Source organism: Actinokineospora bangkokensis (assembly GCF_001940455.1).
Lineage (GTDB): Bacteria > Actinomycetota > Actinomycetes > Mycobacteriales > Pseudonocardiaceae > Actinokineospora > Actinokineospora bangkokensis.
The window spans coordinates 116,463-137,122 of the sequence record NZ_MKQR01000021.1 but is presented as its reverse complement, the minus strand read 5'-3'; the positions used below and the strand labels follow the sequence as shown (position 1 = coordinate 137,122).

General features: G+C 74.0%; 18 protein-coding genes and 2 tRNA genes. 13 read left to right on the top strand and 7 right to left on the bottom strand.

Annotated features, from left to right (window positions below; genetic code table 11):
• The first annotated feature begins 1 nt into the window (after nt 1).
• Both BJP25_RS20885 and BJP25_RS20880 read left to right on the top strand, forming a co-directional pair.
• On the top strand, nt 2–604 hold the full coding sequence (locus tag BJP25_RS20885) for a lipoprotein (RefSeq protein WP_158075694.1): 603 nt from the start codon (nt 2–4) through the stop codon (nt 602–604).
• A 138-nt stretch (nt 605–742) separates the two neighbouring features.
• Nucleotides 743–1,516 (top strand): fumarylacetoacetate hydrolase family protein, encoded by a 774-nt coding sequence (locus BJP25_RS20880; protein WP_075976672.1) that lies wholly within the window; start codon nt 743–745, stop codon nt 1,514–1,516.
• Between the two features lie 112 nt (nt 1,517–1,628).
• Here the strand turns inward: BJP25_RS20880 and BJP25_RS20875 are convergent, their stop codons facing one another.
• Nucleotides 1,629–2,855 (bottom strand): FAD-dependent oxidoreductase, encoded by a 1,227-nt coding sequence (locus BJP25_RS20875; RefSeq protein WP_075976671.1) that lies wholly within the window; start codon nt 2,853–2,855, stop codon nt 1,629–1,631.
• Between the two features lie 97 nt (nt 2,856–2,952).
• On the opposite strand from BJP25_RS20875, the gene gltX reads away from it, so the two are divergent.
• From gltX to BJP25_RS20855, 4 genes are all read left to right on the top strand, one after another.
• Entirely contained in the window at nt 2,953–4,437 is a 1,485-nt protein-coding gene (gene gltX, locus BJP25_RS20870; protein ID WP_075976670.1) for a glutamate--tRNA ligase, read from the top strand.
• Nucleotides 4,438–4,759: 322 nt separating this feature from the next.
• Nucleotides 4,760–5,467: an HAD family hydrolase gene (locus BJP25_RS20865; protein ID WP_408607173.1), complete on the top strand. Its 708-nt coding sequence runs from the start codon at nt 4,760–4,762 to the stop codon at nt 5,465–5,467.
• Nucleotides 5,468–5,565: 98 nt separating this feature from the next.
• Nucleotides 5,566–5,637 (top strand) — tRNA-Gln (locus BJP25_RS20860).
• A gap of 84 nt (nt 5,638–5,721) precedes the next feature.
• Nucleotides 5,722–5,794: transfer RNA gene (locus tag BJP25_RS20855), tRNA-Glu, on the top strand.
• A gap of 618 nt (nt 5,795–6,412) precedes the next feature.
• Here BJP25_RS20855 and BJP25_RS20850 read toward each other — a convergent pair.
• The gene (locus BJP25_RS20850; protein WP_198943566.1) at nt 6,413–7,114 is read right to left on the bottom strand and encodes an IclR family transcriptional regulator; all 702 of its coding nucleotides are present in this window, start codon (nt 7,112–7,114) and stop codon (nt 6,413–6,415) included.
• Nucleotides 7,115–7,176: 62 nt separating this feature from the next.
• Here BJP25_RS20850 and leuC point away from each other — a divergent pair, with 62 nt between their 5' ends.
• The 3 genes from leuC (at nt 7,177) to BJP25_RS20835 (ending at nt 10,214) form a co-directional block, all read left to right on the top strand.
• Nucleotides 7,177–8,610 carry a 3-isopropylmalate dehydratase large subunit gene (leuC, locus tag BJP25_RS20845; RefSeq protein ID WP_075976668.1) on the top strand — a complete coding sequence of 478 codons (1,434 nt, stop codon included), beginning with the start codon at nt 7,177–7,179 and terminating at the stop codon, nt 8,608–8,610.
• 14 nt (nt 8,611–8,624) lie between these two features.
• Nucleotides 8,625–9,227 (top strand): 3-isopropylmalate dehydratase small subunit, encoded by a 603-nt coding sequence (gene leuD, locus BJP25_RS20840; protein WP_075976667.1) that lies wholly within the window; start codon nt 8,625–8,627, stop codon nt 9,225–9,227.
• 264 nt (nt 9,228–9,491) lie between these two features.
• The gene (locus BJP25_RS20835; protein WP_075976666.1) at nt 9,492–10,214 is read left to right on the top strand and encodes an HU family DNA-binding protein; all 723 of its coding nucleotides are present in this window, start codon (nt 9,492–9,494) and stop codon (nt 10,212–10,214) included.
• Between the two features lie 433 nt (nt 10,215–10,647).
• Here the strand turns inward: BJP25_RS20835 and BJP25_RS20830 are convergent, their stop codons facing one another.
• The 3 genes from BJP25_RS20830 to cofC form a co-directional block, all read right to left on the bottom strand.
• Nucleotides 10,648–11,511, bottom strand: a complete 864-nt coding sequence (locus tag BJP25_RS20830) for an NUDIX hydrolase (protein WP_075976665.1) — start codon at nt 11,509–11,511, stop codon at nt 10,648–10,650.
• A 3-nt stretch (nt 11,512–11,514) separates the two neighbouring features.
• Nucleotides 11,515–13,617: an RNA degradosome polyphosphate kinase gene (locus tag BJP25_RS20825; protein ID WP_075976746.1), complete on the bottom strand. Its 2,103-nt coding sequence runs from the start codon at nt 13,615–13,617 to the stop codon at nt 11,515–11,517.
• A 133-nt stretch (nt 13,618–13,750) separates the two neighbouring features.
• Nucleotides 13,751–14,413, bottom strand: a complete 663-nt coding sequence (gene cofC, locus BJP25_RS20820) for a 2-phospho-L-lactate guanylyltransferase (protein ID WP_075976664.1) — start codon at nt 14,411–14,413, stop codon at nt 13,751–13,753.
• 90 nt (nt 14,414–14,503) lie between these two features.
• Between cofC and BJP25_RS20815 the strand changes: the two genes are divergently transcribed.
• From BJP25_RS20815 to BJP25_RS20805, 3 genes are all read left to right on the top strand, one after another.
• Nucleotides 14,504–15,250, top strand: coding sequence for a lysophospholipid acyltransferase family protein (locus BJP25_RS20815; protein WP_084794281.1), 747 nt, complete (start codon nt 14,504–14,506; stop codon nt 15,248–15,250).
• Between the two features lie 63 nt (nt 15,251–15,313).
• Entirely contained in the window at nt 15,314–16,264 is a 951-nt protein-coding gene (locus BJP25_RS20810) for an NAD(P)H-dependent glycerol-3-phosphate dehydrogenase (protein ID WP_233158188.1), read from the top strand.
• A gap of 121 nt (nt 16,265–16,385) precedes the next feature.
• Nucleotides 16,386–17,486 carry a cystathionine gamma-lyase gene (locus tag BJP25_RS20805; RefSeq protein WP_075976662.1) on the top strand — a complete coding sequence of 367 codons (1,101 nt, stop codon included), beginning with the start codon at nt 16,386–16,388 and terminating at the stop codon, nt 17,484–17,486.
• Between the two features lie 478 nt (nt 17,487–17,964).
• Here BJP25_RS20805 and pdxR read toward each other — a convergent pair whose 3' ends face one another.
• On the bottom strand, nt 17,965–19,398 hold the full coding sequence (pdxR, locus tag BJP25_RS20800; RefSeq protein WP_075976661.1) for a MocR-like pyridoxine biosynthesis transcription factor PdxR: 1,434 nt from the start codon (nt 19,396–19,398) through the stop codon (nt 17,965–17,967).
• A gap of 34 nt (nt 19,399–19,432) precedes the next feature.
• On the opposite strand from pdxR, the gene BJP25_RS20795 reads away from it, so the two are divergent.
• Complete coding sequence (locus BJP25_RS20795; RefSeq protein WP_084794279.1) at nt 19,433–20,107, top strand: pyridoxamine 5'-phosphate oxidase family protein; 675 nt, start codon at nt 19,433–19,435, stop codon at nt 20,105–20,107.
• Here BJP25_RS20795 and BJP25_RS20790 read toward each other — a convergent pair.
• Entirely contained in the window at nt 20,085–20,555 is a 471-nt protein-coding gene (locus BJP25_RS20790; protein WP_075976744.1) for a cysteine dioxygenase, read from the bottom strand. The two genes, BJP25_RS20795 and BJP25_RS20790, sit on opposite strands and share 23 nt — an antisense overlap.
• Between the last annotated feature and the right edge of the window lie 105 nt (nt 20,556–20,660).

Below are 20,660 nucleotides of genomic sequence, written 5' to 3'. Positions count from 1 at the left end.
GGTGCAGGTCCGAGTCATCGCAGCAGGGGTGTCCCTGGTGTTCGCCACCACCGCGTGCGCGACCGCCCAACCCCGGGGCGCGGCAGCCCCGCCCACCCCGACCGCCCCCGCCACCGCGGCGGACACCTGGCAGGACCAGGCCGCACCGGCCGAGCCCCAGGCCCAGGTCGGCACCCCCGCCTCCCCCTGCCCCATGCCCTTCACCTTCGACACCCCCGCGGGCTGGACCCCCACCCCCGGCGACGCCGAATCCCGCGACGGCCTCTCGGCCACCTGCACCGTCACCGGCCCCCCGACCACCCTGCGCGCCTGGGTCGGCAGCGACCCCGGCTCCACCCCCCGCGGCGCCCTGGAGCGCTTCATCCAGGGCGAGGGCAAGATCACCGACCCCGAGTACCGCGAATCCCCCGTCGGCAGGTCCACCGGGGTCGAACTCACCTTCGCCCACCCCGACACCCCCGGCGCCCGCTCCCGCGCCTTCGCGGTGGCCACCCCCCTGCGCACCCTCGTGGTCTCCCTCAACGCCCCCACCCCCGAGGCCTACCAGCAAGCCCTCCCCGCCTACCTCCTGGCCAAGCAATCCCTCACCCCCACCGAGCGCTAGCCCCAAGCAACCTCCCCTAGAGCCCCCACCCCATCGAGCCCACAAAGCAATCCGCGTTCTCCAAAGCCGCGCAGCGGCTTCCGCCACCGCGCAGCCCCGTCGCAGCTCAGCACCCGCCGAAGTCCTACGCTGACCCCCGTGCGTATCGCAAGGATTGCCCACCCCAAGGACGGTCTCGCCTTCGCCTCCCTCGAAGGCTCCGGCGCCGACGAGATCGCCCGCGAGATCGCCGAGCACCCGTTCGGGACCCCGGTGTTCACCGGTCGCACCTGGAGCCTGGCGGAGTGCAGGCTGCTGGCCCCGACGCTGCCGAGCAAGGTGGTGTGCGTCGGCAAGAACTACGCCGACCACGCCAAGGAGATGGGCGGCGAGGCCCCCGTCGACCCGGTGATCTTCATCAAGCCCTCCACCACGGTGATCGGCCACAACGACCCGATCCGGCTGCCCCCGGAGTCGACGAGGGTGGACTTCGAGGGTGAGCTGGCGGTGGTGATGAACCCGACCCCGCGCGGCGTCACCGCCAAGAACGCCTCCCGCGCGATCCTGGGCTACACCATCGCCAACGACGTCACCGCCCGCGACCAGCAGCAGCACGACGGGCAGTGGACGCGGGCCAAGAGCCACGACACCTTCTGCCCGCTGGGCCCGTGGATCGAGACCGAGCTGGACCCCGCGGACCTCGACATCACCACGACCCTCGACGGCGAGACCAAGCAGGACTCGTCGACGGCGTTCCTGCTGCACGGCATCCCCGAGCTGATCGAGTGGATCTCCAAGGTGATGACCCTGCTGCCCGGGGACGTCATCCTCACCGGCACCCCCGCCGGGGTCGGCCCGATGCAGGCCGGTCAGTCGGTGTCGGTGTCGGTGTCGGGCATCGGCACCCTGACGAACCCCGTCGTCGCCCGCTAGACCGCCGCGCGCCCGGTCGGGTCACCCCCGGCCGGGCGCGGCGCGTTCGCCCGTCTCGTTCGGCGGCCGTGGTGCCAGGTCGGGACTGCGCCGGGTGGCGGGAGGAGAACGGCTAGCGCTTGGCGAACTCCGGGACGGGTTCGCTGAACAGCCCGCGCCCCACCAGCTGCGCGGGCACCCGGGTGAGCACCGGGAAGCGCTGCGCCAGGCGCATCGGCAGCGGCAGCTCGCCCCGGCCCGCGATGTCCACCTCGCCCGCGAGGGTCGGCTGGATGGCGCGCTTGTGCAGGAACCGCTGCAAACCCTGGATGGCCACGGTCGGCAGCAGCCTGCGCAGCCGCACCCTGGCCAGGTCGCGCTCGGTGAGCGCGCCGCGCGCCAGCGGCCCGGCGAGCATCCTCGCGGCGGCGATGGCGTCCTGCACCGCCAGGTTGATGCCCACCCCGCCCAGCGGTGACATCGCGTGCGCCGCGTCGCCCAGGCACAGGAAGCCGTCGAGGTGCCAGCGGGTGAGCCGGTCGAGCTGCACGTCGAGCGTCTTCACCTCGTCCCACGAGGTCAGCGCGCCCACCCGGTCGGCCAGCCAGGGGGCGCCCTCGGCGGTGGCCGCCAGCACCTCCCCGACGTCGCCGCGGCGGGCCTCGGCGTCGGCGCCCTTGGGGATGAGCGTGGCCGCCTGCCAGTAGTCGCGGCGGTCGATGAGCACCACCGCCCGCCGCGCGCTGATCACCGGCACGATGCCGCTGGGGTCGGTGTCGCGGCGGGGCACCCGGAACCACCACACGTCCATGGGCGTGGGGTAGCTGCGCCGGGGCAGGTCGGCGTCGCGGCGCAGCGCCGAGTCGCGCCCGTCGCAGGCCAGCGTCAGCCGGGCGCGCAGCTCCCCGGTGGTGCCGTCGGCGGTCTCGTAGCGCACGCCGGTGACGCGCGCCCCCTCCCGCAGCAGCCCGGTGGCCCGGGTGTTCATCCGCAGGTCGAAGGTGGGTTCCTCGCGGCCCGCCGCGGCCAGCAGGTCGAGCAGGTCCCACTGCGGCACCATCGCGATGAAGTTGTTCGGCCCCGGCAGGGTGCCCAGGTCGGCGATGCGCACCGGGCCCGATGGCGTCGGGACCTGCACATCGGTGATCCGGCTCTGCGGGATCTTGCGGAACGCCGGGCCCAGGCCCAGGTCGTCGAGCAGGTCCAGCGTCGGCGGGTGCACGGTGTCGCCCCGGAAGTCGCGCAGGAAGTCCGCGTGCTTCTCCAGCACCACCACCCGCAGCCCCGCCCTGGCGAGCAGCAGCCCGGCCACCACCCCGGCGGGCCCGCCCCCGGCGACCAGCACGTCCGCGTCGGACATGTCCCCTCCCGTTTTTCAACACCAGTTGAATAAGACGAGCATGCACCCGGCCACCGCCGGGGTCAAGCCGACCGGCCGGGGATACGCTGGACCCGCCATGAGCACTCCAGACGCCACCACCCCAGTCCGAGCCCGCTTCTGCCCGTCCCCGACCGGCACCCCGCACGTCGGGCTCATCCGCACCGCCCTGTTCAACTGGGCCTTCGCCCGGCACAGCGGCGGCAAGCTCGTCTTCCGCATCGAGGACACCGACGCCGCGCGCGACTCCGAGGAGAGCTACGCCGCGATCATCGAGGGCCTGCGCTGGCTGGGCCTCGACTGGGACGAGGGTCCCGAGGTCGGTGGCGACCACGGCCCCTACCGGCAGTCGCAGCGCGCCGAGGTCTACCGCGACGTCGCCGCGAAGCTGCTCGCCGCTGGGGAGCTGTACGAGTCCTACTCCACCAACGAGGAGGTGGAGGCGCGGCGCAAGGAGAAGGGGCAGGACCCCAAGCTCGGCTACGACAACGCCGACCGCGACCTCACCGACGAGCAGAAGGCCGCCTTCCGCGCCGAGGGCCGCGAGCCCGTGCTGCGGCTGCGCGTGCCCGACCGCGCCATCGGCTTCACCGACCTCATCCGCGGCGACATCTCCTTCCCCGCGGGCAGCGTCCCGGACCCGGTGCTCGTGCGCGCCAACGGCCAGCCGCTCTACACCCTCACCAACCCCGTGGACGACGCGCTCATGCGCATCACCCACGTCCTGCGCGGCGAGGACCTGCTGCCCTCCACCCCACGCCAGATCGCGCTCTACGAGGCCCTCCAGCGCATCGGCGTCGCGGAGTTCACCCCGCACTTCGGGCACATGCCGCTGGTGCGCGGCGAGGGCAACAAGAAGCTGTCGAAGCGCGACCCGCAGTCGAACCTGTTCCACTACCGCGACCGCGGCTTCGTGCCCGAGGGCATGCTCAACTACCTGGCGCTGCTGGGCTGGTCCATCGCCGAGGACCGCGACGTGTTCACCATGGCCGAGATGGTCGAGGCGTTCGAGATCGGCAAGGTCAGCCAGAACCCGGCCCGCTTCGACCTGAAGAAGGCCGAGGCCATCAACGCCGACCACCTGCGCAGGCTCGAGCCGCAGGACTTCCTGCGCCGGGTGCTGCCCTACCTGTCGGCCGCGGGCGTGCTGCCCGCCGAGCCCACCCCCGCCCAGGTGGCCACTGTGGACGCCATCGCCCCGCTGGTGCAGGAGCGGCTGGTGGTGCTCTCCGACGCCGCCGGGATGGTCGGCTTCCTGTTCGCCGACGACGACTCCTTCGCCCCGGAACCGGACGCGGCCGCCAAGAACCTCGGCCAGGACGCGGTGCCGGTGCTGGAGGCGGCGATCGCCGCCCTGGACGCCCTCGCGGAGTGGACGACCCCCGGGATCGAGACCGCGCTCAAGGGGGCGCTGGTGGACGGTCTGGGCCTCAAGCCCCGCAAGGCGTTCGGGCCCGTCCGGGTGGCCATCACCGGTCGCACCGTGTCACCGCCGCTGTACGAGTCGATGGAACTGCTCGGGCGGGAGCGCTCGATGGCCAGGCTGCGCAAGGCGATCGCCTGAGCAGACCGCGGTTTCCCCGGTGCGACACCGGTGCAACCGTTGGGATAACGGCGAAGAAGCCCACTTCCCGTAACAACCGCAGCGGCCCCCGCGATAGACCTCGTCGGTCCTCGCGGGGGCCGTCCGCTTGACCGTGTCAGAAGCCGGAACACCACCCGGGCAGACGAATCGGCGGGCCGCCCGCCGCGCCTAGCCTCGCCTGATGAGATCGCCGCTCGCGCCCCCCGCGTCGCCCAGGACCGGCACCGCCGTCCCCGACCGGGAGGCGCGAGCGCCCCGCGCGGACACCCGCCTGCCCGGCACCCCGCCGCTGATCACCGCGGTGTGCCTGGACATCGACGACACCCTCATCGACTTCACCGCGGGCGCTCGCGCCGCGGTGCACCGCCTCGTCGGCCGCGACGACCTGTGGCCCGCCTGGCAGGCCGTCACCGACGAGCACCACGCCCGCGCCGTCGCCGGTGAGTTCGACCACGACACCATGCGCCGCACCCGCACCCGCGCCTTCCTCGCCGACCTCGGCGCCTGGGTGGACGAGGACGCCGTCGCCGTCCTGGAGGACCGCAGGCTCGCCCACATGCGCGGCGGCTGGCGGCTGTTCCCCGACACCGTCCCCTGCCTGGACTGGCTGCGCGCCGCGGGCCTGCGCATCGCCGCGGTGACCAACGCCTCCGGCCCGCACCAGCGCGCCCGCCTCGCCGACCTCGGCCTCGCCCGCTTCTTCGACGCCGTCCTGAGCCCCGCCAGCACCGGCACCGCCAAGCCAGACCCCCGCATCTTCCACGCCGCCTGCGACCAGCTCGGCGCCCCACCCGCCCAGACCCTGCACGTCGGCGACCGCCTCGACCTCGACGCCGAAGCCGCCCGCGCCGCGGGCCTGCACGGCGTCTGGCTCGACCGCACCGCCGCGGGCCCCCCGCCCGACCTCCCCGTCGTCGACTCCCTCGCCGCCCTGCCCGCCCTGCTCGTCACCGAGTACCGCACCCCCACCGTGACCAGCGGCTTCGGCCTCCCCACCCCCCGCCGCTGACCCCCGATTTCACCCCGGCAGGGGGTGTGGTCTAACATCTTTCCCAGCAAGCCGGACGGGCCGCGCGGAGAGATCCGAAGGGCCCGGAAAGCGAGCAGTGGGGTATGGTGTAATTGGCAGCACGACTGATTCTGGTTCAGTTAGTCTAGGTTCGAGTCCTGGTACCCCAGCGGAAGAGCACCCAAGCCGGTGTGCTAGAGTCTCTCCCAGCAGGACAGAGCAAGTGAACAACAGCAAGACCAAGAAAGTTCCAAGGCCCCGTCGTCTAGCGGCCTAGGACGCCGCCCTCTCAAGGCGGTAGCGCGGGTTCAAATCCCGTCGGGGCTACGTCGCCTGGGCGCCCCATGTCTGCGAAAAGCGCAGACATGGGGCGCCTTGCGTTATTTCCGGGGGGCGACCCCCCGGACCCCCACGGTGCGGTGGCTGGGTTGTGGGGGCCGGGGCCTGTTGGGTGGGTTGGGGGCTGGGGGAAGGGAAATGGCGGTCAGTGGGCTGGCTGTGAGATGTCTGGGTGTCTGATTGGGCTTGGCTGGGGGGCGGTGGCTTGTGGGGCGCTTGCTCTTGGTTTGGGTGAGCTTGTGCTCAATTGATCGGTGGGGTGTGGAAGGTGATGGGGGGTGACCGGCGGCCCGGGTGTGGGGGTGCCCGGGTGGGTGGTTGTGCTTGGTTGGGGGAGGCGATCATGTGCTACCCAAACGGGACGGGCGGGCGTCTTTTCAGCCCGCCTTTTCCCGCCCGACAGCACATGATCGCCGTAGGGGCCCCGACCAAGCACAACCACCCAGCCGGGCCCGCGACGCAATTCCCGGTGCTTTGCGGCCGGAGGCCGCTCGCACCCGGGGTCGGTCCGGCTCGGCCAGGGGCGGTGCTTTGCGGCCGGAGGCCGCTCGCACCCGGGTCGGTGCGGAGTGGCGGAGTGGTGGGGTCGGAGGGGTGGGGAGGGGGCTAGAGGCGGTTTTGGAGGGCGTCGGCGGCGGCCAGGAGGTCGGCGGCCCAGCGGGCGCCGGGGCGGCGGCCCATGCGGTCGATGGGACCGGAGACGCTGACGGCGGCGACGACCTGGCCCTGGGCGTCGCGGACGGGGGCGCTGACGCTGGCGACGCCGGGCTCGCGCTCGGCGACGCTCTGCGCCCAGCCGCGGCGGCGGACCTCCAGCAGGGCGCGCTCGCCGAAGACCGCGTCGGCCAGCAGGCTGCGCTGGGTGGCCGGGTCGGACCAGGCGGCCAGCACCTTCGCGCCCGACCCCGCCGTCATCGGCAGCCGGGCGCCCACCGGCACGGTGTCGCGCAGCCCGCTCGGCGGCTCCGCCGAGCACACGCAGACCCGGTGCAGGCCGTCGCGGCGGTAGAGCTGCACGCTCTCGCCCGTGCGGTCGCGCAGCCGCGGCAGCACCGCCGTCGCCGCGTCCAGCAGCGGGTCGGTGGCCCCGCCCGCCAGCTCCGCCAGCGCCGCGCCCGGCCGCCAGCGGCCGTCGGTGCCGCGCCGCAGCAGGCGGTGCACCTCCAGCCCCACGGCCAGCCGGTGCGCCGTCGCCCGGGGCAACCCGGTCTTGGTGCACAACTCCGCCAGCCCGCAGGGCTCCTTGGCCACGGCCTGCAAGACGGCCATTGCCTTGTCCAGAACTCCGATGCCGCTATGCTGTCCCACGTCTCGATACTACTTTCCCGTTATGTGGGAAGTCCAGTCTGTGGGAAGCTGAGTGATGGGCGATGGGCAAAACGCTCGCCGAGAAGGTGTGGGACCAGCACGTGGTGCGTCGTGGCGACGGCGCCGAACCTGACCTGCTCTACATCGACCTGCACCTCGTGCACGAGGTGACCAGCCCGCAGGCGTTCGACGGACTGCGGCTCGCCGGGCGCCCCGTGCGCAGGCCCGACCTGACGATAGCGACCGAGGACCACAACGTCCCGACGGTTGGGATCGATCTCCCGATCGCCGACCCGGTCTCGCGCACCCAGGTCGACACCCTGCGCCGCAACTGCGCCGAGTTCGGCGTGCGGCTGCACCCGATGGGCGACGCGGAGCAGGGCATCGTGCACGTGGTCGGGCCGCAGCTCGGCCTGACGCAGCCGGGCACGACGGTGGTGTGCGGCGACAGCCACACCTCCACCCACGGCGCGTTCGGCGCGCTGGCCTTCGGCATCGGCACCTCGGAGGTCGAGCACGTGCTCGCCACCCAGACGCTGCCGCTCAAGCCGTTCAAGACGATGGCGGTCAACGTCACCGGCGCGCTTCGCCCCGGGGTCACCGCCAAGGACGTCATCCTCGCCGTGATCGCCAAGATCGGCACCGGCGGCGGCCAGGGCTACGTCCTGGAGTACCGGGGCCCGGCCATCGAGGCGCTGTCGATGGAAGCCCGGATGACGGTGTGCAACATGTCGATCGAGGCGGGCGCGCGGGCCGGGATGATCGCCCCCGACCAGACGACCTTCGACTACCTCCAGGGCCGCCCGCACGCCCCCACCGGCGCCGACTGGGACGCCGCCGTCGCGGCGTGGCGGGAGCTGCGCACCGACGACGACGCGGTGTTCGACGCCGAGGTCACCGTCGACGCCGACGCGCTGACCCCGTTCGTCACCTGGGGCACCAACCCCGGGCAGGGCCTGCCGCTGGGCGACCGGGTGCCCGACCCGGAGCAGATCGCCGACGAGAACGAGCGCGTGGCCGCCGAGAAGGCGCTGGCGTACATGGACCTGGTCCCGGGCACCCCGCTGCGCGAGATCGGCGTCGACACCGTCTTCCTCGGCTCCTGCACCAACGGCCGGATCGAGGACCTGCGCGCGGCCGCCGACGTGCTGCGCGGGCGCCGGGTCGCCGAGGGCGTGCGGATGCTGGTGGTGCCCGGCTCGATGCGGGTGCGCGCGCAGGCCGAGTCCGAGGGCCTGCACGAGGTCTTCCTCGACGCGGGCGCCGAGTGGCGGCAGGCCGGTTGCTCCATGTGCCTGGGCATGAACCCCGACCAGCTGGCCCCCGGTGAGCGCAGCGCGTCCACATCGAACCGCAACTTCGAGGGCCGCCAGGGCAAGGGCGGGCGCACCCACCTGGTGTCCCCGCTGGTCGCCGCCGCGACCGCCGTGCGCGGCACCCTGTCCTCCCCCGACGACCTCGCCGCGCCCGCCACCGCGGGCGCGGGCGCGAACTGAGGAGCGCTGCCGACATGAAGCCGTTCACCACCCACACCGGCGTCGGGGTGCCCCTGCGCCGCTCCAACGTGGACACGGACCAGATCATCCCGGCGGTCTACCTCAAGCGGGTCTCGCGGACCGGGTTCGAGGACGGGCTGTTCGCCGCCTGGCGCTCCGACGAGCACTTCGTGCTCAACCAGGAGCCCTACCGGGCGGGCAGCGTGCTCGTCGCGGGCCCCGACTTCGGCACCGGCTCCTCCCGCGAGCACGCCGTCTGGGCGCTGTCGGACTACGGCTTCCGGGTGGTCGTCTCCAGCCGGTTCGCCGACATCTTCCGGGGCAACGCGGGCAAGCAGGGCCTGGTGGCCGCCCAGTGCGAGCAGTCCGACGTCGAGCAGCTGTGGAAGCTGCTCGAATCCGAGCCTGGGACGCAGGTCACGGTCGACCTCCGGGAGAAGGCCATCAGCGCCAAGGACTTCACCTGCCGGTTCTTCGTGGACGACTACACCCGCTGGCGGCTGCTTGAGGGCCTCGACGACATCTCCCTGACCCTGCGCCACGAGGACCTGATCGACGCGTTTGAGCAGGCCAGGCCAGTGTGGAAGCCGGTGACCACCCCCCTGCCCACCGCCTGAGCGGGTGTCCGGATCCCCCTGCTGGACGGGGGATCCGGACACCCCCGGGAACCCTTCGCAAGGGCCCCAACGCCCCTCCGGGACGCCACCGCGCGACCCCCTGAACGGCCCCCGAACCGCCCCCCGGTGGCGGCGGATCGGGGCAGCCAAGGAAAATTCAGGGCGCGTCGCGTGGAAATCGCGCGCATTTAGGCCTATCTTGGCGAGAAGTCGGCTCGATTGGGTCGTAAACGGCAACATGGCTCTCTCACGGAGGACTGAAGGGTGAACAAGGCCCAACTCATCGAGGCGCTGACCGAGCGCCTGGGCGACAAGAAGGCGGCCGGTGCCGCGGTCGACGGTCTCGTCGACGTCATCGTCCGCACGGTCAACAAGGGCGAGAAGGTCAACATCACCGGGTTCGGCGTGTTCGAGAAGCGCGCCCGCGCCGCCCGCACCGCGCGCAACCCGCGCACCGGCGAGACGGTGAAGGTGAAGAAGACCAACGTCCCCGCCTTCCGCGCCGGGACGCACTTCAAGGAGGTCGTGAGCGGCACCAAGAAGCTGCCCAAGGTCACGGCCGCCAAGACCACCGCGCGCGCGGCGGCGGGCACCACGACCCGCGCCACCTCGACCCGCGCGGCGGCGGGCACCACCACCACGCGGACCCGCGCCACCGCGGCGAAGCCTGCGGCGACCACGCGCGCGACCACCACGCGCACCCGCGCGGCGGCGGCCAAGCCCGCCACCACGGCGAAGGCCACCACGACGCGGACCCGCAGCACCACGGCCAAGACCGCCGCGGCGCCGAAGACCACCGCGGCCAAGACGACGGCGGCCAAGACCACCGCGGCCAAGCCCGCGGCGGCGAAGACCACCGCGGCCAAGCGCACCACCACCAAGGCGGCCCCCAAGGCCGCGGCGGCGAAGACCACCTCGGCGGCCCGCAAGACCACGACCGCCCGCAAGACCACCTCCGCGGCCCGCAAGACCACCCCCAAGAAGTAGTTGGCGGCCGGTCCCGAGGACGAGGAACCCCGCGAGAGCCCCGCACGCTTCCCCCGTGCGGGGCTCTCGCGCGTCCGGGGTGCTCCCACCCCAGGGGTGGGAGTGCGGGCGCTCCAGGGCTCGCTGGGGGGTGATCACGGGGCCGCGCAGGGGATCCGGAGGCGGGTCCCGCTGGGGTCAGCGGTCGTGGTGACCCGGTTGCCGCCACCGCGCGGACGTGGTGAACGCCTTTCCGCGTGCCGCGGAAGGGGACCCGTTCCGGGGTTCGGGGAAATGCCCGCACCCCAACCAATCCGGAGAATCTGCTCCGGAAAAGCGCTCACCCCGGTGCGGAACCGCGCGACCGCTTCCCGCACCGGGGGCGCACAACCGCTCCCGTCGAATCCCGCCGCACCACCGCGCCGCGGCGAAAAACCGCCACCGCGACCGCGGATCAGGGCGCCGCGTAATGCGCGCCCACCAACCGCGCGGAGCGGGTGAACGACAGCACCCACACGCTGCCCTTGCGGCACCGGCGGTCCACCGCGACGCCCGTCCCGTCCGCCAGCTCCGCCAGCAGGTCCGGGATCACCCCGCCCTGGCCGCACACCACCGGCGCACTGCCCGCCCGCGCCAGCTCCCGCACCCGCGCCACCGCGCGCCGCAGCGGGGCGCCCTCGGCGAGCGCGGGCTCGGCCGCCACGGGCAGCCCCAGCAACCCCGCCAGCGGCGCCACGGTCGCCTCGCAGCGCACCTTGGGGACCGCGTGCACCGCCGACGGGTGGAACAGCGGCAGCAGGCGCGTGAGGGCCCGCGTCTGCCGCTTCCCCGTCTCCGACAGCGGGCGCTGCGCGTCCGGGCCGTCCCACAGCTCCTTCTTGCCCGCGTGCGCGTGCCGCACCAGCAGCAGCGTCACCACGTCCTGCCCCAGCGCGGTGAACCGGTCGAGCACGCCGCGGTCGTGCGGGTAGGTCAGCAGCCCGGCCGCCGCCGCCGGGGGCAACCAGCGCAGCTCGTCGACCTCGTCGTTGACCTCGAACGAGCCGGTGGTGGCGCGGGCGGAGAAGTAGTCCACCACCTTGTCCACGCCCGCCACCGCGTACTCGACCCGGCCCAGGTGGCCCGCCAGGGCGCACCCGCTGCCGGTTTCCTCGGCCACCTCCCTGGCCGCGGCGGCGATGGTCGTCTCACCCTTGTCGAGCTTGCCCTTGGGCAGGCTCCAGTCGTCGTAGCGCGGGCGGTGCACCACCGCCACCTCGGGTCCACCGCGGGCCCGGCGCCACAGCACCGCCCCGGCGGCGCGGATGTGCGCGGCCATCGGTCAGCCGAGGGCCTTGTGCTTGAGCAGCGTCTGGGTCTGGTGGTCGCGCACCGTCGACTCCCCGGCGGGCGAGGGCTCCCAGTCCCCGGTGGCCGACAGCACCCAGCAGCGGGTCGCCGGGTCCAGCGCCGACTCGAAGATCTCGTCCAGCTGCCGGGTCAGCCGCTTGTCGGTGACCCGCACCTGCACCTCCACCCGGCGGTCGAGGTTGCGGTGCATCATGTCCGCGCTGCCGATCCAGTGCTCCCCGGACCCGGCGAAGGTGAAGATGCGCGAGTGCTCCAGGAACCGGCCCAGGATCGAGCGCACCCGGATGTTGTCCGACAGCCCCGCCACCCCCGGCTTGAGCGCGCAGATGCCGCGCACCACCACGTCCACCGGCACCCCGGCCTGCGACGCCCGGTACAGCGCGTCGATCACCTGCTCGTCCACCAGGGAGTTCACCTTGATGCGCACGCCCGCGGCGCGCCCGGCGCGCTGGTGCTCGACCTCGGCCTCGATCCGCTCGACGATCCCGCGCCGCACCCCGTAGGGGGCCACCAGCAGGCTGCGGTACTCGTCCTGGCGGGCGTAGCCGGTGAGCACGTTGAACAGGTCGGTCAGGTCGGCGCAGATGCCCGGGTCGGCGGTGAGCAGGCCGACGTCCTCGTAGAGCCGGGCGGTCTTGGGGTTGTAGTTGCCGGTCCCGATGTGGCAGTACCGGCGGATCGTCGAGCCCTCCTGGCGCACCACCAGCGCGGTCTTGCAGTGCGTCTTGAGCCCCACCAGCCCGTAGACGACGTGCACCCCCGCCTTCTCCAGCGCCCGCGCCCACTTGATGTTGGCCTGCTCGTCGAACCGCGCCTTGAGCTCGACCAGCGCCACCACCTGCTTGCCCGCCTCGGCCGCGTCGATCAGCGCGTCGACGATCGGGGAGTCGCCGGAGGTGCGGTAGAGGGTCTGCTTGATGGCCAGCACGTGCGGGTCGCTCGCGGCCTGCTCCACGAACCGCTGCACGCTGGTGGAGAACGAGTCGTAGGGGTGGTGGACGAGCACGTCGCCCTCGCGCAGGGTCGCGAACACGCTCTTGGGCGTCTCCCGCTCGCCGAACGCCGGGTGGGTGGCGGGCACGAACGGCGGGTCCTTGAGCTCCTTGCGGTCCACGCCGTAGACCTGCCAGAGGAAGGTGAGGTCGAGCAGCCCCTGCACCACCACGACGTCGTTGGGGTGCACCTCCAGCTCGCGCAGCAGCAGCTCCAGCATGTGCTCGCTCATGTCGTCGGAGACCTCCAGGCGCACCGACGGGCCGAACCGGCGCTGGGCCAGCTCGCGCTCCAGGGCCTGCAGCAGGTCCTCGTCGCGGTCCTCCTCGACCTCCAGGTCGGCGTTGCGGGTGACCCGGAAGGCGTGCACCTCGGTGACGTCCATGCCGGTGAACAGCGCGCCGAGGTGGGCGGCGATCAGCTCCTCCAGCGGCAGGAAGATCGCCACCCGCTCGTCGGCGCTGCGGTCGATCGGCACCAGCCTGGGCACGTTGTCGGGCACCTTGACCCTGGCGAAGCGCTCCGTGCCGCCCTCGGGGTCGCGCACGGTCACGGCCAGGTTCAGCGACAGCCCGGAGATGTAGGGGAACGGGTGCGCCGGGTCGACCGCCAGCGGCGTCAGCACCGGGAACACCTGGTCCCGGAAGTAGTTCGACAGCCGGGTGCGCTCCTCCTCGGTCAGCTCCGACCAGGCCGCGATCCGGATGCCGCGCTCGGCCAGCTCCGGGCGCACCCGCTCGGAGAACGTCCGCGAGTGCTGCTCCACCAGCTCCTGGTTGCGCTTGGCGATGTACGCCAGCTGCTCGCGCGGGGTCAGCCCGTCCGCGCTGCGCACCGACAGCCCCGTCTCGTTCCGCCGCTTGAGCCCGGCCACCCGCACCATGTAGAACTCGTCGAGGTTCGAGGCGAAGATCGCCAGGAACTTGGCCCGCTCCAGCAGCGGCTGCGACTCGTCCTCGGCCAGCGCCAGCACCCGCGCGTTGAAGTCCAACCAGGACAGCTCCCGGTTGAAGTACCGGTCGTCGGGCAGGTCCGTCTCCGCCACCGCGGGCGCGGTCACCGCGGGCGGTGCCGAGGGCACCGACCGCCCCTCGCCCGACCCCTCGACCGGGACCCCGGACTCCGTGCTCTGGCTGCTGTCAGTGCTCACGGCACCCCATTGTCCAGCAAGAACCCCCGGTTGGCCCGTCCCACGACGAACGCGCGGTGAATTCTCACCCCGCCCCCTCCCCACCAGCGGCCCCGCCCCCGACGACCGCGCCCGTCCGCGCCCCGACCCCCAGCGCCACCGCGGCGGCCAGGTCCTCGGCCGTGTCCACGTCGCACCGCAACCCCGCCAGCCCCCACCCCACCGCCACCGCGTCCGCGCCGTGCGCCGCCGCCGACCCCGGCCCGAAGCGCGGGAACAGCCGCCGACCCGCGCCGGACAGCAGCAGCGCCGTCCCCGTGCCCGGCCGGTCGGGCACGAACGCCCGGCGCCCGGCGGCCTCGTCGAACGCGGAGCGCAGGTCGGCCGGGGACACCGCGGGCAGGTCGGCCTGGAGCGCGCCGACCACCGAGCCGGGGTCGTCGGCGCGGAGCTTGGCCGCGCCGAAGGACAGGGCGGCGTTGAGGCCGGGCAGGCCCACCTCGACCACGCAGTCGGCCCCGGTCGGGGCGAGCAGGTCCACGACGCGGGGGTCCTCGCACACCACCAGGACGCGGCGGGCGGCGGTGGTGGCGGCGGCGACGGTGTCGGCGACGACGGCGCCCACCAGCGCGAGGTGGGCCCGGTGGCCGCCGGGGACGGCGCCGCGCAGCCGGGACTTGGCCCGGTCCAGGTGCTTGACGGGCACCACGAGGTCGACCGGTCGCCCGCTGCCCTGTGCTCCACCCACGCCCCGATCGTGCCAGGGCACCCCGTCTGGACCCGCGGGGCCGGGGGAGGGGAGACTTGCGGGCCACGGACGCACGGAGGAGGACCGGAGTTGGGCGAGCGGGAACCGAGCGGGTTCTGGGTCTGGGCGGCGGCGTCGTTCTTCTACCCGCTGAGCTGGCTGGGCAAGCGCGACTACCGCGGCGTGGAGAAGCTGCCCGCCACCGGTGGGGCGCTGCTGGTGATGAACCACGTGTCGCACCTGGACCCGCCCAACGACGCGGTGTTCGTGCACCGCAACCGGCGGGTGCCGCGGTTCATGGCCAAGGACAGCCTGTTCAAGGTCCCCGTCTTCGGCCGCATCCTCGCTGGCTCCGGCGGCATCCCGGTCTACCGGGGGTCCGCCGTGGCCGCCGACAGCCTGCGCGCCGCGCACGCCGCCCTGCGCGAGGGCAAGGTCGTGCTCATCTACCCCGAGGGCACCATCACCAAGGACCCGACGGGCTGGCCCATGCGCGCCCGCACCGGCGCCGCCCGGCTCGCGCTGGAGAACGACGTGCCGGTCATCCCGGCCGCGCGGTGGGGCACCAACGACATCTGGAACGGCTACACCAAGAAGTTCCGCCCGTTCCCCCGCAAGCCGGTCGTCACCGTGCTCGGCGACCCGGTCGACCTGTCGGCCTACCGGGGCAAGCCGCAGACCGCGGCGCTGCTGCGCGAGGTCACCGACCTCATGATGACCGAGGTGCGCGACCTGCTCGCCGAGGTGCGCGGCGAGCGCCCGCCCGCGGAGTTCTTCAACCCGGCCGCCCGCTCCCGGGCCGCCGCGGACACCGACCGCGACGAGGCGGCGGGCTGAGCCGTGGGTGAGCACATCGCCGTGCTCGGCGCGGGGTCCTGGGGCACGGCGTTCGCCAAGGTCATGGCCGACGCCGGGCAGCGGGTGGTGCTGTGGGCGCGCCGGGGCGACCTGGCCGAGGCCATCGCCGGGGACCGGGAGAACGCCGACTACCTGCCCGGGGTGCGGCTGCCCGCCACCCTGACGTCCACATCGGACCCGCGGCGGGCGCTGGAGGGTGCGGGCACGGTGGTGCTGGGCATCCCCAGCCAGACCGTGCGGCACAACCTGACCTCCTGGCGCAGCCTGATCGACCCGGGGGCCACGCTGGTGAGCCTGGCCAAGGGCGTGGAGCTGGGCACGCTCAAGCGGATGAGCGAGGTCATCGCCGACGTGACCGGGGCGGGGGCGGACCGCATCGCCGTCGTGTCCGGGCCGAACCTGGCCAAGGAGATCGGCGCCGAGCAGCCCACCGCGACCGTCATCGCCTGCGCCGACCACGAGCGCGCCGTGGCCCTGCAACGCGCGTGCACCACCGGCTACTTCCGCCCGTACACCATCACCGACGTGGTGGGCTGCGAGCTGGGCGGCGCCTGCAAGAACGTCATCGCCCTGTCCTGCGGCATGGCCGACGGGCTCGGCTTCGGCGCCAACACCCTGGCCACCCTCATCACCCGCGGCCTGGCCGAGACCTCCCGGCTGGGCGCGGCCCTGGGCGCCGACCCCCTCACCTTCGCGGGCCTGGCGGGCCTGGGCGACCTGGTGGCCACCTGCTCGTCCCCGCTGTCGCGCAACCGCACCTTCGGCGCCCGCCTCGGCCGCGGCGAGACCATGGCCCAGGCCCAGGCCGCCGCGGCGGGCCAGGTGGCCGAGGGCGTCAAGTCCTGCTCCTCGATCCGCGAGCTGGCCCTGCGCCACGGCGTCGAGATGCCCATCACCGAGGTGGTCCACCGGGTCTGCCACGACGGGTTCGACCCCCGGGAGATGGCGGGCGCCCTCATCGGCCGCAAGACCAAGCCGGAACGCGAGCGCTGACCCCGCCGCGCCGCCGGTCGGCGCCGACCGGCGGCCCGGCGGCGCCTACCCTTGCGGCGGCGGCGCGCACCGGGTGCGCGGCGGGTCGGGTGCCCCGGATGCCGCGGGATCGGAGCGAGCCATGACCACCACCCCCTCGGGCGACGGAACGCGGTGCGTGCACGCCGGGGAGCCCGCCGCCGAGCCGGGCGCCCCGCTGGTGCCGCAACCCGTGCTGGCCGCGCCCTACCACCTCGGCGACGCGGCGGACTTCTACGGCCGGGCCACCAACCCCACCTGGCGGGCGCTGGAGTCGGCCATCGGCTCGCTCGACGGCGGCGAGTGCGTCGTCTACGCCACGGGCATGGCCGCCATCTCCGCGCTGCTGCGGGTGACCCTGCGCGCCGGGGACACCGTCGTGCTCCCCTCGGACGGGTACTACCTGGCCCGCGCGTACGTGCGGGAGCACATGTCCGCCCTGGACCTGGACCTGCGGCTGGTGCCCACCGCCGCGGACTGGGACGCCTCCCACGTGCGCGGGGCCCGCCTCGTGCTCGTCGAGACCCCGTCCAACCCCGGCCTGGACGTCTGCGACATCGCCGCCGTCGCCGAGCTCGCGCACGCCGAGGGCGCGCTGCTCGCCGTCGACAACACCACCGCCACCCCCCTCGGCCAGCTCCCCCTCGACCTCGGCGCCGATGTCGTCGTCGCCAGCGACACCAAGGCCCTCTCCGGCCACAGCGACGTCCTGCTCGGCCACACCACCACCCGCGACGTCGCCCTGCTCGCCAGGCTCCGCGCCGAGCGCACCGCCTCCGGCGCCGTCCCCGGCCCCCTGGAGACCTGGCTCGCCCACCGCGGCCTCGGCACCCTCGACCTGCGCCTCACCCGCCAGGCCGAGAACGCCGCCGCCCTCTACCGCGCCCTGCGCGACCACCCCCGCGTCCGCGGCCTGCGCTGGCCCGGCGCCGCCGCCGACCCCGCCCACCCCACCGCCCGCACCCAGATGCGCCGCTTCGGCGGTGTCCTCACCTTCGAGCTGGAGTCCGCCGCCGCGGTCGCCGGGTTCCTGGGCGCCGCCCGGCTCGTCGCCGCCGCCACGAGCTTCGGCGGCCTGCACTCCTCCGCCGACCGCCGCGCCCAGTGGGGCGACCCGGTCCCCGAGGGCCTGGTGCGTTTCTCCTGCGGCTGCGAGGACCCGGAAGACCTCGTCGCCGACGTGCTGCGCGCCTTGCGGGCGTGACTTGGGCACGGCCCTGCGCCGTGGCTTCCCTGGGGCTGTGGACAACTCCCGGTCGTTGCGCCGGGGATGTCGGTGGGGTGGAGGAGGATGGAAATCGGGGGATCCCTGGGGGCTGTGGATGGAATCCGCTGCTTGCGGGGGGTTTGTGGTAGGTGGTTTGTGGCGGGGGCTTGCTCGCCTCGCCTTCGGCTTCGGCGGCTGTGAAGAGCCCGGTCGTTTGTTGGCGGCTCGATGCGGTGGTCCTGTTTGGCCGGGGCCCCTGCGGCGATCATGTGCTTGGGGTGGGGGAAAGGTGAGGCCTTCGGCCCCACCCCCCGGTCGTGGGTACCACATGATCGCCTTCCCCGGCCAAACAAGACCACCGCATCGAGCACCTCCGTAGCCGGGCCGCCGGTTGTGGGGGTGGTGGCGTTGTGGGCAAAGACCGCTTCTTCCGGCAGGGGCGTAGCCGGGGTGGTGGGGGACAGGGGCTTGGGGGTCAGGTCAGGGCGGTGCTCAGGAGGTCGACCAGGGTGGGGATGGCGGCGGTGAACTGGGCGCGGGTGGCGGCGGCGTAGCCGATGGCGAGGCCCGCGGTGCGGGCGGGGCCCTGGTGGTGGCGGGCCAGGCCGTCGAGCTGGAGGGCGCGGTGGCGGCCCGCTTCGATGACGGCGCGCTCGGCCGCGGGGTGGGGGAGGGGGATGACGATGTGGGCGCCCGCGTCGTCGCCGAGGGTGGGGAGGTGGGCTTGGTGGAGGGCGGTGACGAGGGCGGCGCGGCGGTCGGAGAGCTCCCGGCGGAGCTTGCGGAGGTGGCGGCCGAGGTCGCCGTTGCGGGCGAGTTCGACGAGGACGAGCTGGCCCGCAGCGGAGGGGGTGGTGCCGGTGTCGTCGCGGTGCTCCAGGACGGTGGTGATGACCGGGCCGGGGCCGACCATCCAGCCGACGCCGAGGACGGGGGTGAGGATCTTGCTGGTGGTGCCCAGGTGCACGACCACGTCGGGGGCCATGGCGGCCAGCAGCGGCAGCGGGGCGACGTCGTAGCGCAGCTCGCCGTCGTAGTCGTCCTCGACCACCAGCCAGGACTCGCGGCGGGCCCGCTCGACCAGCTCGACCCTGCGGGTGGCGGACATGCGCTGGCCCAGCGGGTACTGGTGCGCGGGCGAGCAGTACACCGCCCGGGTGCCCGGCGGGACGGCGTCGACCAGCAGGCCGTCGCGGTCGACCGGCACCGGCACCACGCGCATCCCCGCCGCCTGGAACGTCGCCACCGCGCGCTGGTAGCCGGGGTCCTCCACCGCCACCACGTCCCCCGGCCGCAGGACGGCGCTGGCCAGCTCGAACACCGCCGCGGTGGTGCCGCCGGTGGCCAGCACCGCCTCACCGCCGTGGTGGTCGTCGAAGCCGCTGACCCGCAGGCCACGGTGCCGCAGCAGGTGCTCGGCGACCGCCGCCCGGTAGGCCGGGACCCCGGCCCGCTGGTGGCGCTCCAGCAGAGGGACGTCCGCGGCGCCCCGCCACGCCCGGCGCCACGCCGCGCGGTCCAGGCCCTCCACCCACGGCGCGCCCGGCCGCAGGTCCACCGCGGCGGGCGGGCCCGCGGCGGCGCGCTGCGGGCGCGGGCGGTCGGCGGGGGACCCGGGCGGCGCGGTGGTGACGTAGGTGCCCGAGCCGTGCTTGCCGGTGATCCAGCCCTCGGCGTGCAGCTGCTCGTAGGCCGCGGCCGTCACCGTCCGGCTCACCGACAGCTGGGCGGCCAGCGCGCGGGTCGAGGGCAGCCGGTCACCGCTGCGCAGCGTGCCGTCGGCGGCGAAGGCGCGCAGCTGCTCGGCCAGCTGCACCGCCAGCGGGGTGGGCGAGGCGCGGTCCAGCTCCACCGGGAGCGCGGGCGTGTCTGGCAAAGTGGCCTCCTGGATTCTGCTGGCTGTGGCCATACCAGGATGCCACCTGCTCGTTGATGCTGGTGGGGTGACCACAGCAGCCCACCAGCAGCCCCTGTCGCCCACCGAGCGCTCCACCGTCCGCCGCGGCGCGAAGCGGGCGGTCGCCGACCGCGCTCAGCTGCACGCCGTGCTCGACGCCGGGTACGTCTGCCACCTGTCCACCGTGGTCCGCGGTGCCCCCCTCGTCCTGCCCACCGGCTACGGGCGCGTCGACGACACCCTCTACCTGCACGGGTCCACCGGCGCGCTCAGCCTGCGCACCGCCGCGTCCGGCGTCGAGGTCTGCCTGGCCGTCACCGTCCTCGACGGCCTGGTCTACGCGCGCTCGGTGTTCCACCACTCGATGAACTACCGCTCGGCGGTCGTGCACGGCACCGCCGTGCCTGTCACCGACGAGGCGGAGAAGCTGGCGGGCCTGCGCGCCATCACCGAGCACCTGACCCCCGGCTCCTGGGACCACGCACGCCAGCCCTCGCGCAAGGAGTTGGCCGCGACCGCCGTGCTCGCGGTCGACCTGGCCGAGGCGGCGGTGAAGGTGCGCGCGGGCGGACCCGTCGACGACGAGGACGACGTCGCCGCCGACCGGGCGTGGGCCGGGCACGTGCCGCTGGCGCTGGTCGCGGGCGAACCCGTCCCCGCCGCCGACCTGTCACCCGGTTGGGTGGTTCCGTCGCACGTCACACGGGTTGCGGACCGGTGAGCGGGTCCAGCCGGTAGTGGCCCATCTCGGGCCGGGCCGCGCGGTAGACGTGGATGCTCACCGCGGGGTCCGGCCCGGCGTTGCGCACCTGGTGGACGTAGCCCGGTCCGAACACCCGGGACTGGCCCGCGACCAGGGCGTGCACGGCCTCGCCCGTGCGCCCGGTGCGCGCCACCGACTCGGTGAGCACCCCCGAGACGACGGTGAACGCCCCGGTGCTGCCCGCGTGGTCGTGCAGGTCGGTGGCCTGGCCTGGCAACCAGCCCATCAGCCACACCTCCTGCTCGGCGGTGCGCTCGACCAGGGCGGTGAACCGCTGGTCGGGGTCGTAGCGCAGCAGGTGCGCCCAGGCGGCGCGGTCGGCGGCGACGGCGGTGGCGACCCGGACGGGGTGGGCGCCCAGGAGCGAGCCGGGCGTGGCGGTGGTGCCTGCGGGCACGGCGAACATGGTGGTGTCCTCGCGGGGGTGCGTGCTGCGGGTGCGGCCTGGGATGGGGCGGATCACCGGCGGCGACAGCACGCGCGCGCACCCGGGGTCGCGGAGTACCCGGTG

What these genes read in the sequence shown, in the direction of transcription:
- BJP25_RS20875 (WP_075976671.1), bottom strand. Translation starts at nt 2,855, where the DNA reads ATGTCCGACGCGGACGTGCTGGTCGCCGGGGGCGGGCCCGCCGGGGTG.
- gltX (WP_075976670.1), top strand. Translation starts at nt 2,953, where the DNA reads ATGAGCACTCCAGACGCCACCACCCCAGTCCGAGCCCGCTTCTGCCCG.
- leuC (WP_075976668.1), top strand. Translation starts at nt 7,177, where the DNA reads ATGGGCAAAACGCTCGCCGAGAAGGTGTGGGACCAGCACGTGGTGCGT.
- leuD (WP_075976667.1), top strand. Translation starts at nt 8,625, where the DNA reads ATGAAGCCGTTCACCACCCACACCGGCGTCGGGGTGCCCCTGCGCCGC.
- BJP25_RS20830 (WP_075976665.1), bottom strand. Translation starts at nt 11,511, where the DNA reads ATGGCCGCGCACATCCGCGCCGCCGGGGCGGTGCTGTGGCGCCGGGCC.
- BJP25_RS20810 (WP_233158188.1), top strand. Translation starts at nt 15,314, where the DNA reads ATGGCCGACGCCGGGCAGCGGGTGGTGCTGTGGGCGCGCCGGGGCGAC.
- BJP25_RS20805 (WP_075976662.1), top strand. Translation starts at nt 16,386, where the DNA reads ATGACCACCACCCCCTCGGGCGACGGAACGCGGTGCGTGCACGCCGGG.
- pdxR (WP_075976661.1), bottom strand. Translation starts at nt 19,398, where the DNA reads ATGGCCACAGCCAGCAGAATCCAGGAGGCCACTTTGCCAGACACGCCC.
- BJP25_RS20790 (WP_075976744.1), bottom strand. Translation starts at nt 20,555, where the DNA reads ATGTTCGCCGTGCCCGCAGGCACCACCGCCACGCCCGGCTCGCTCCTG.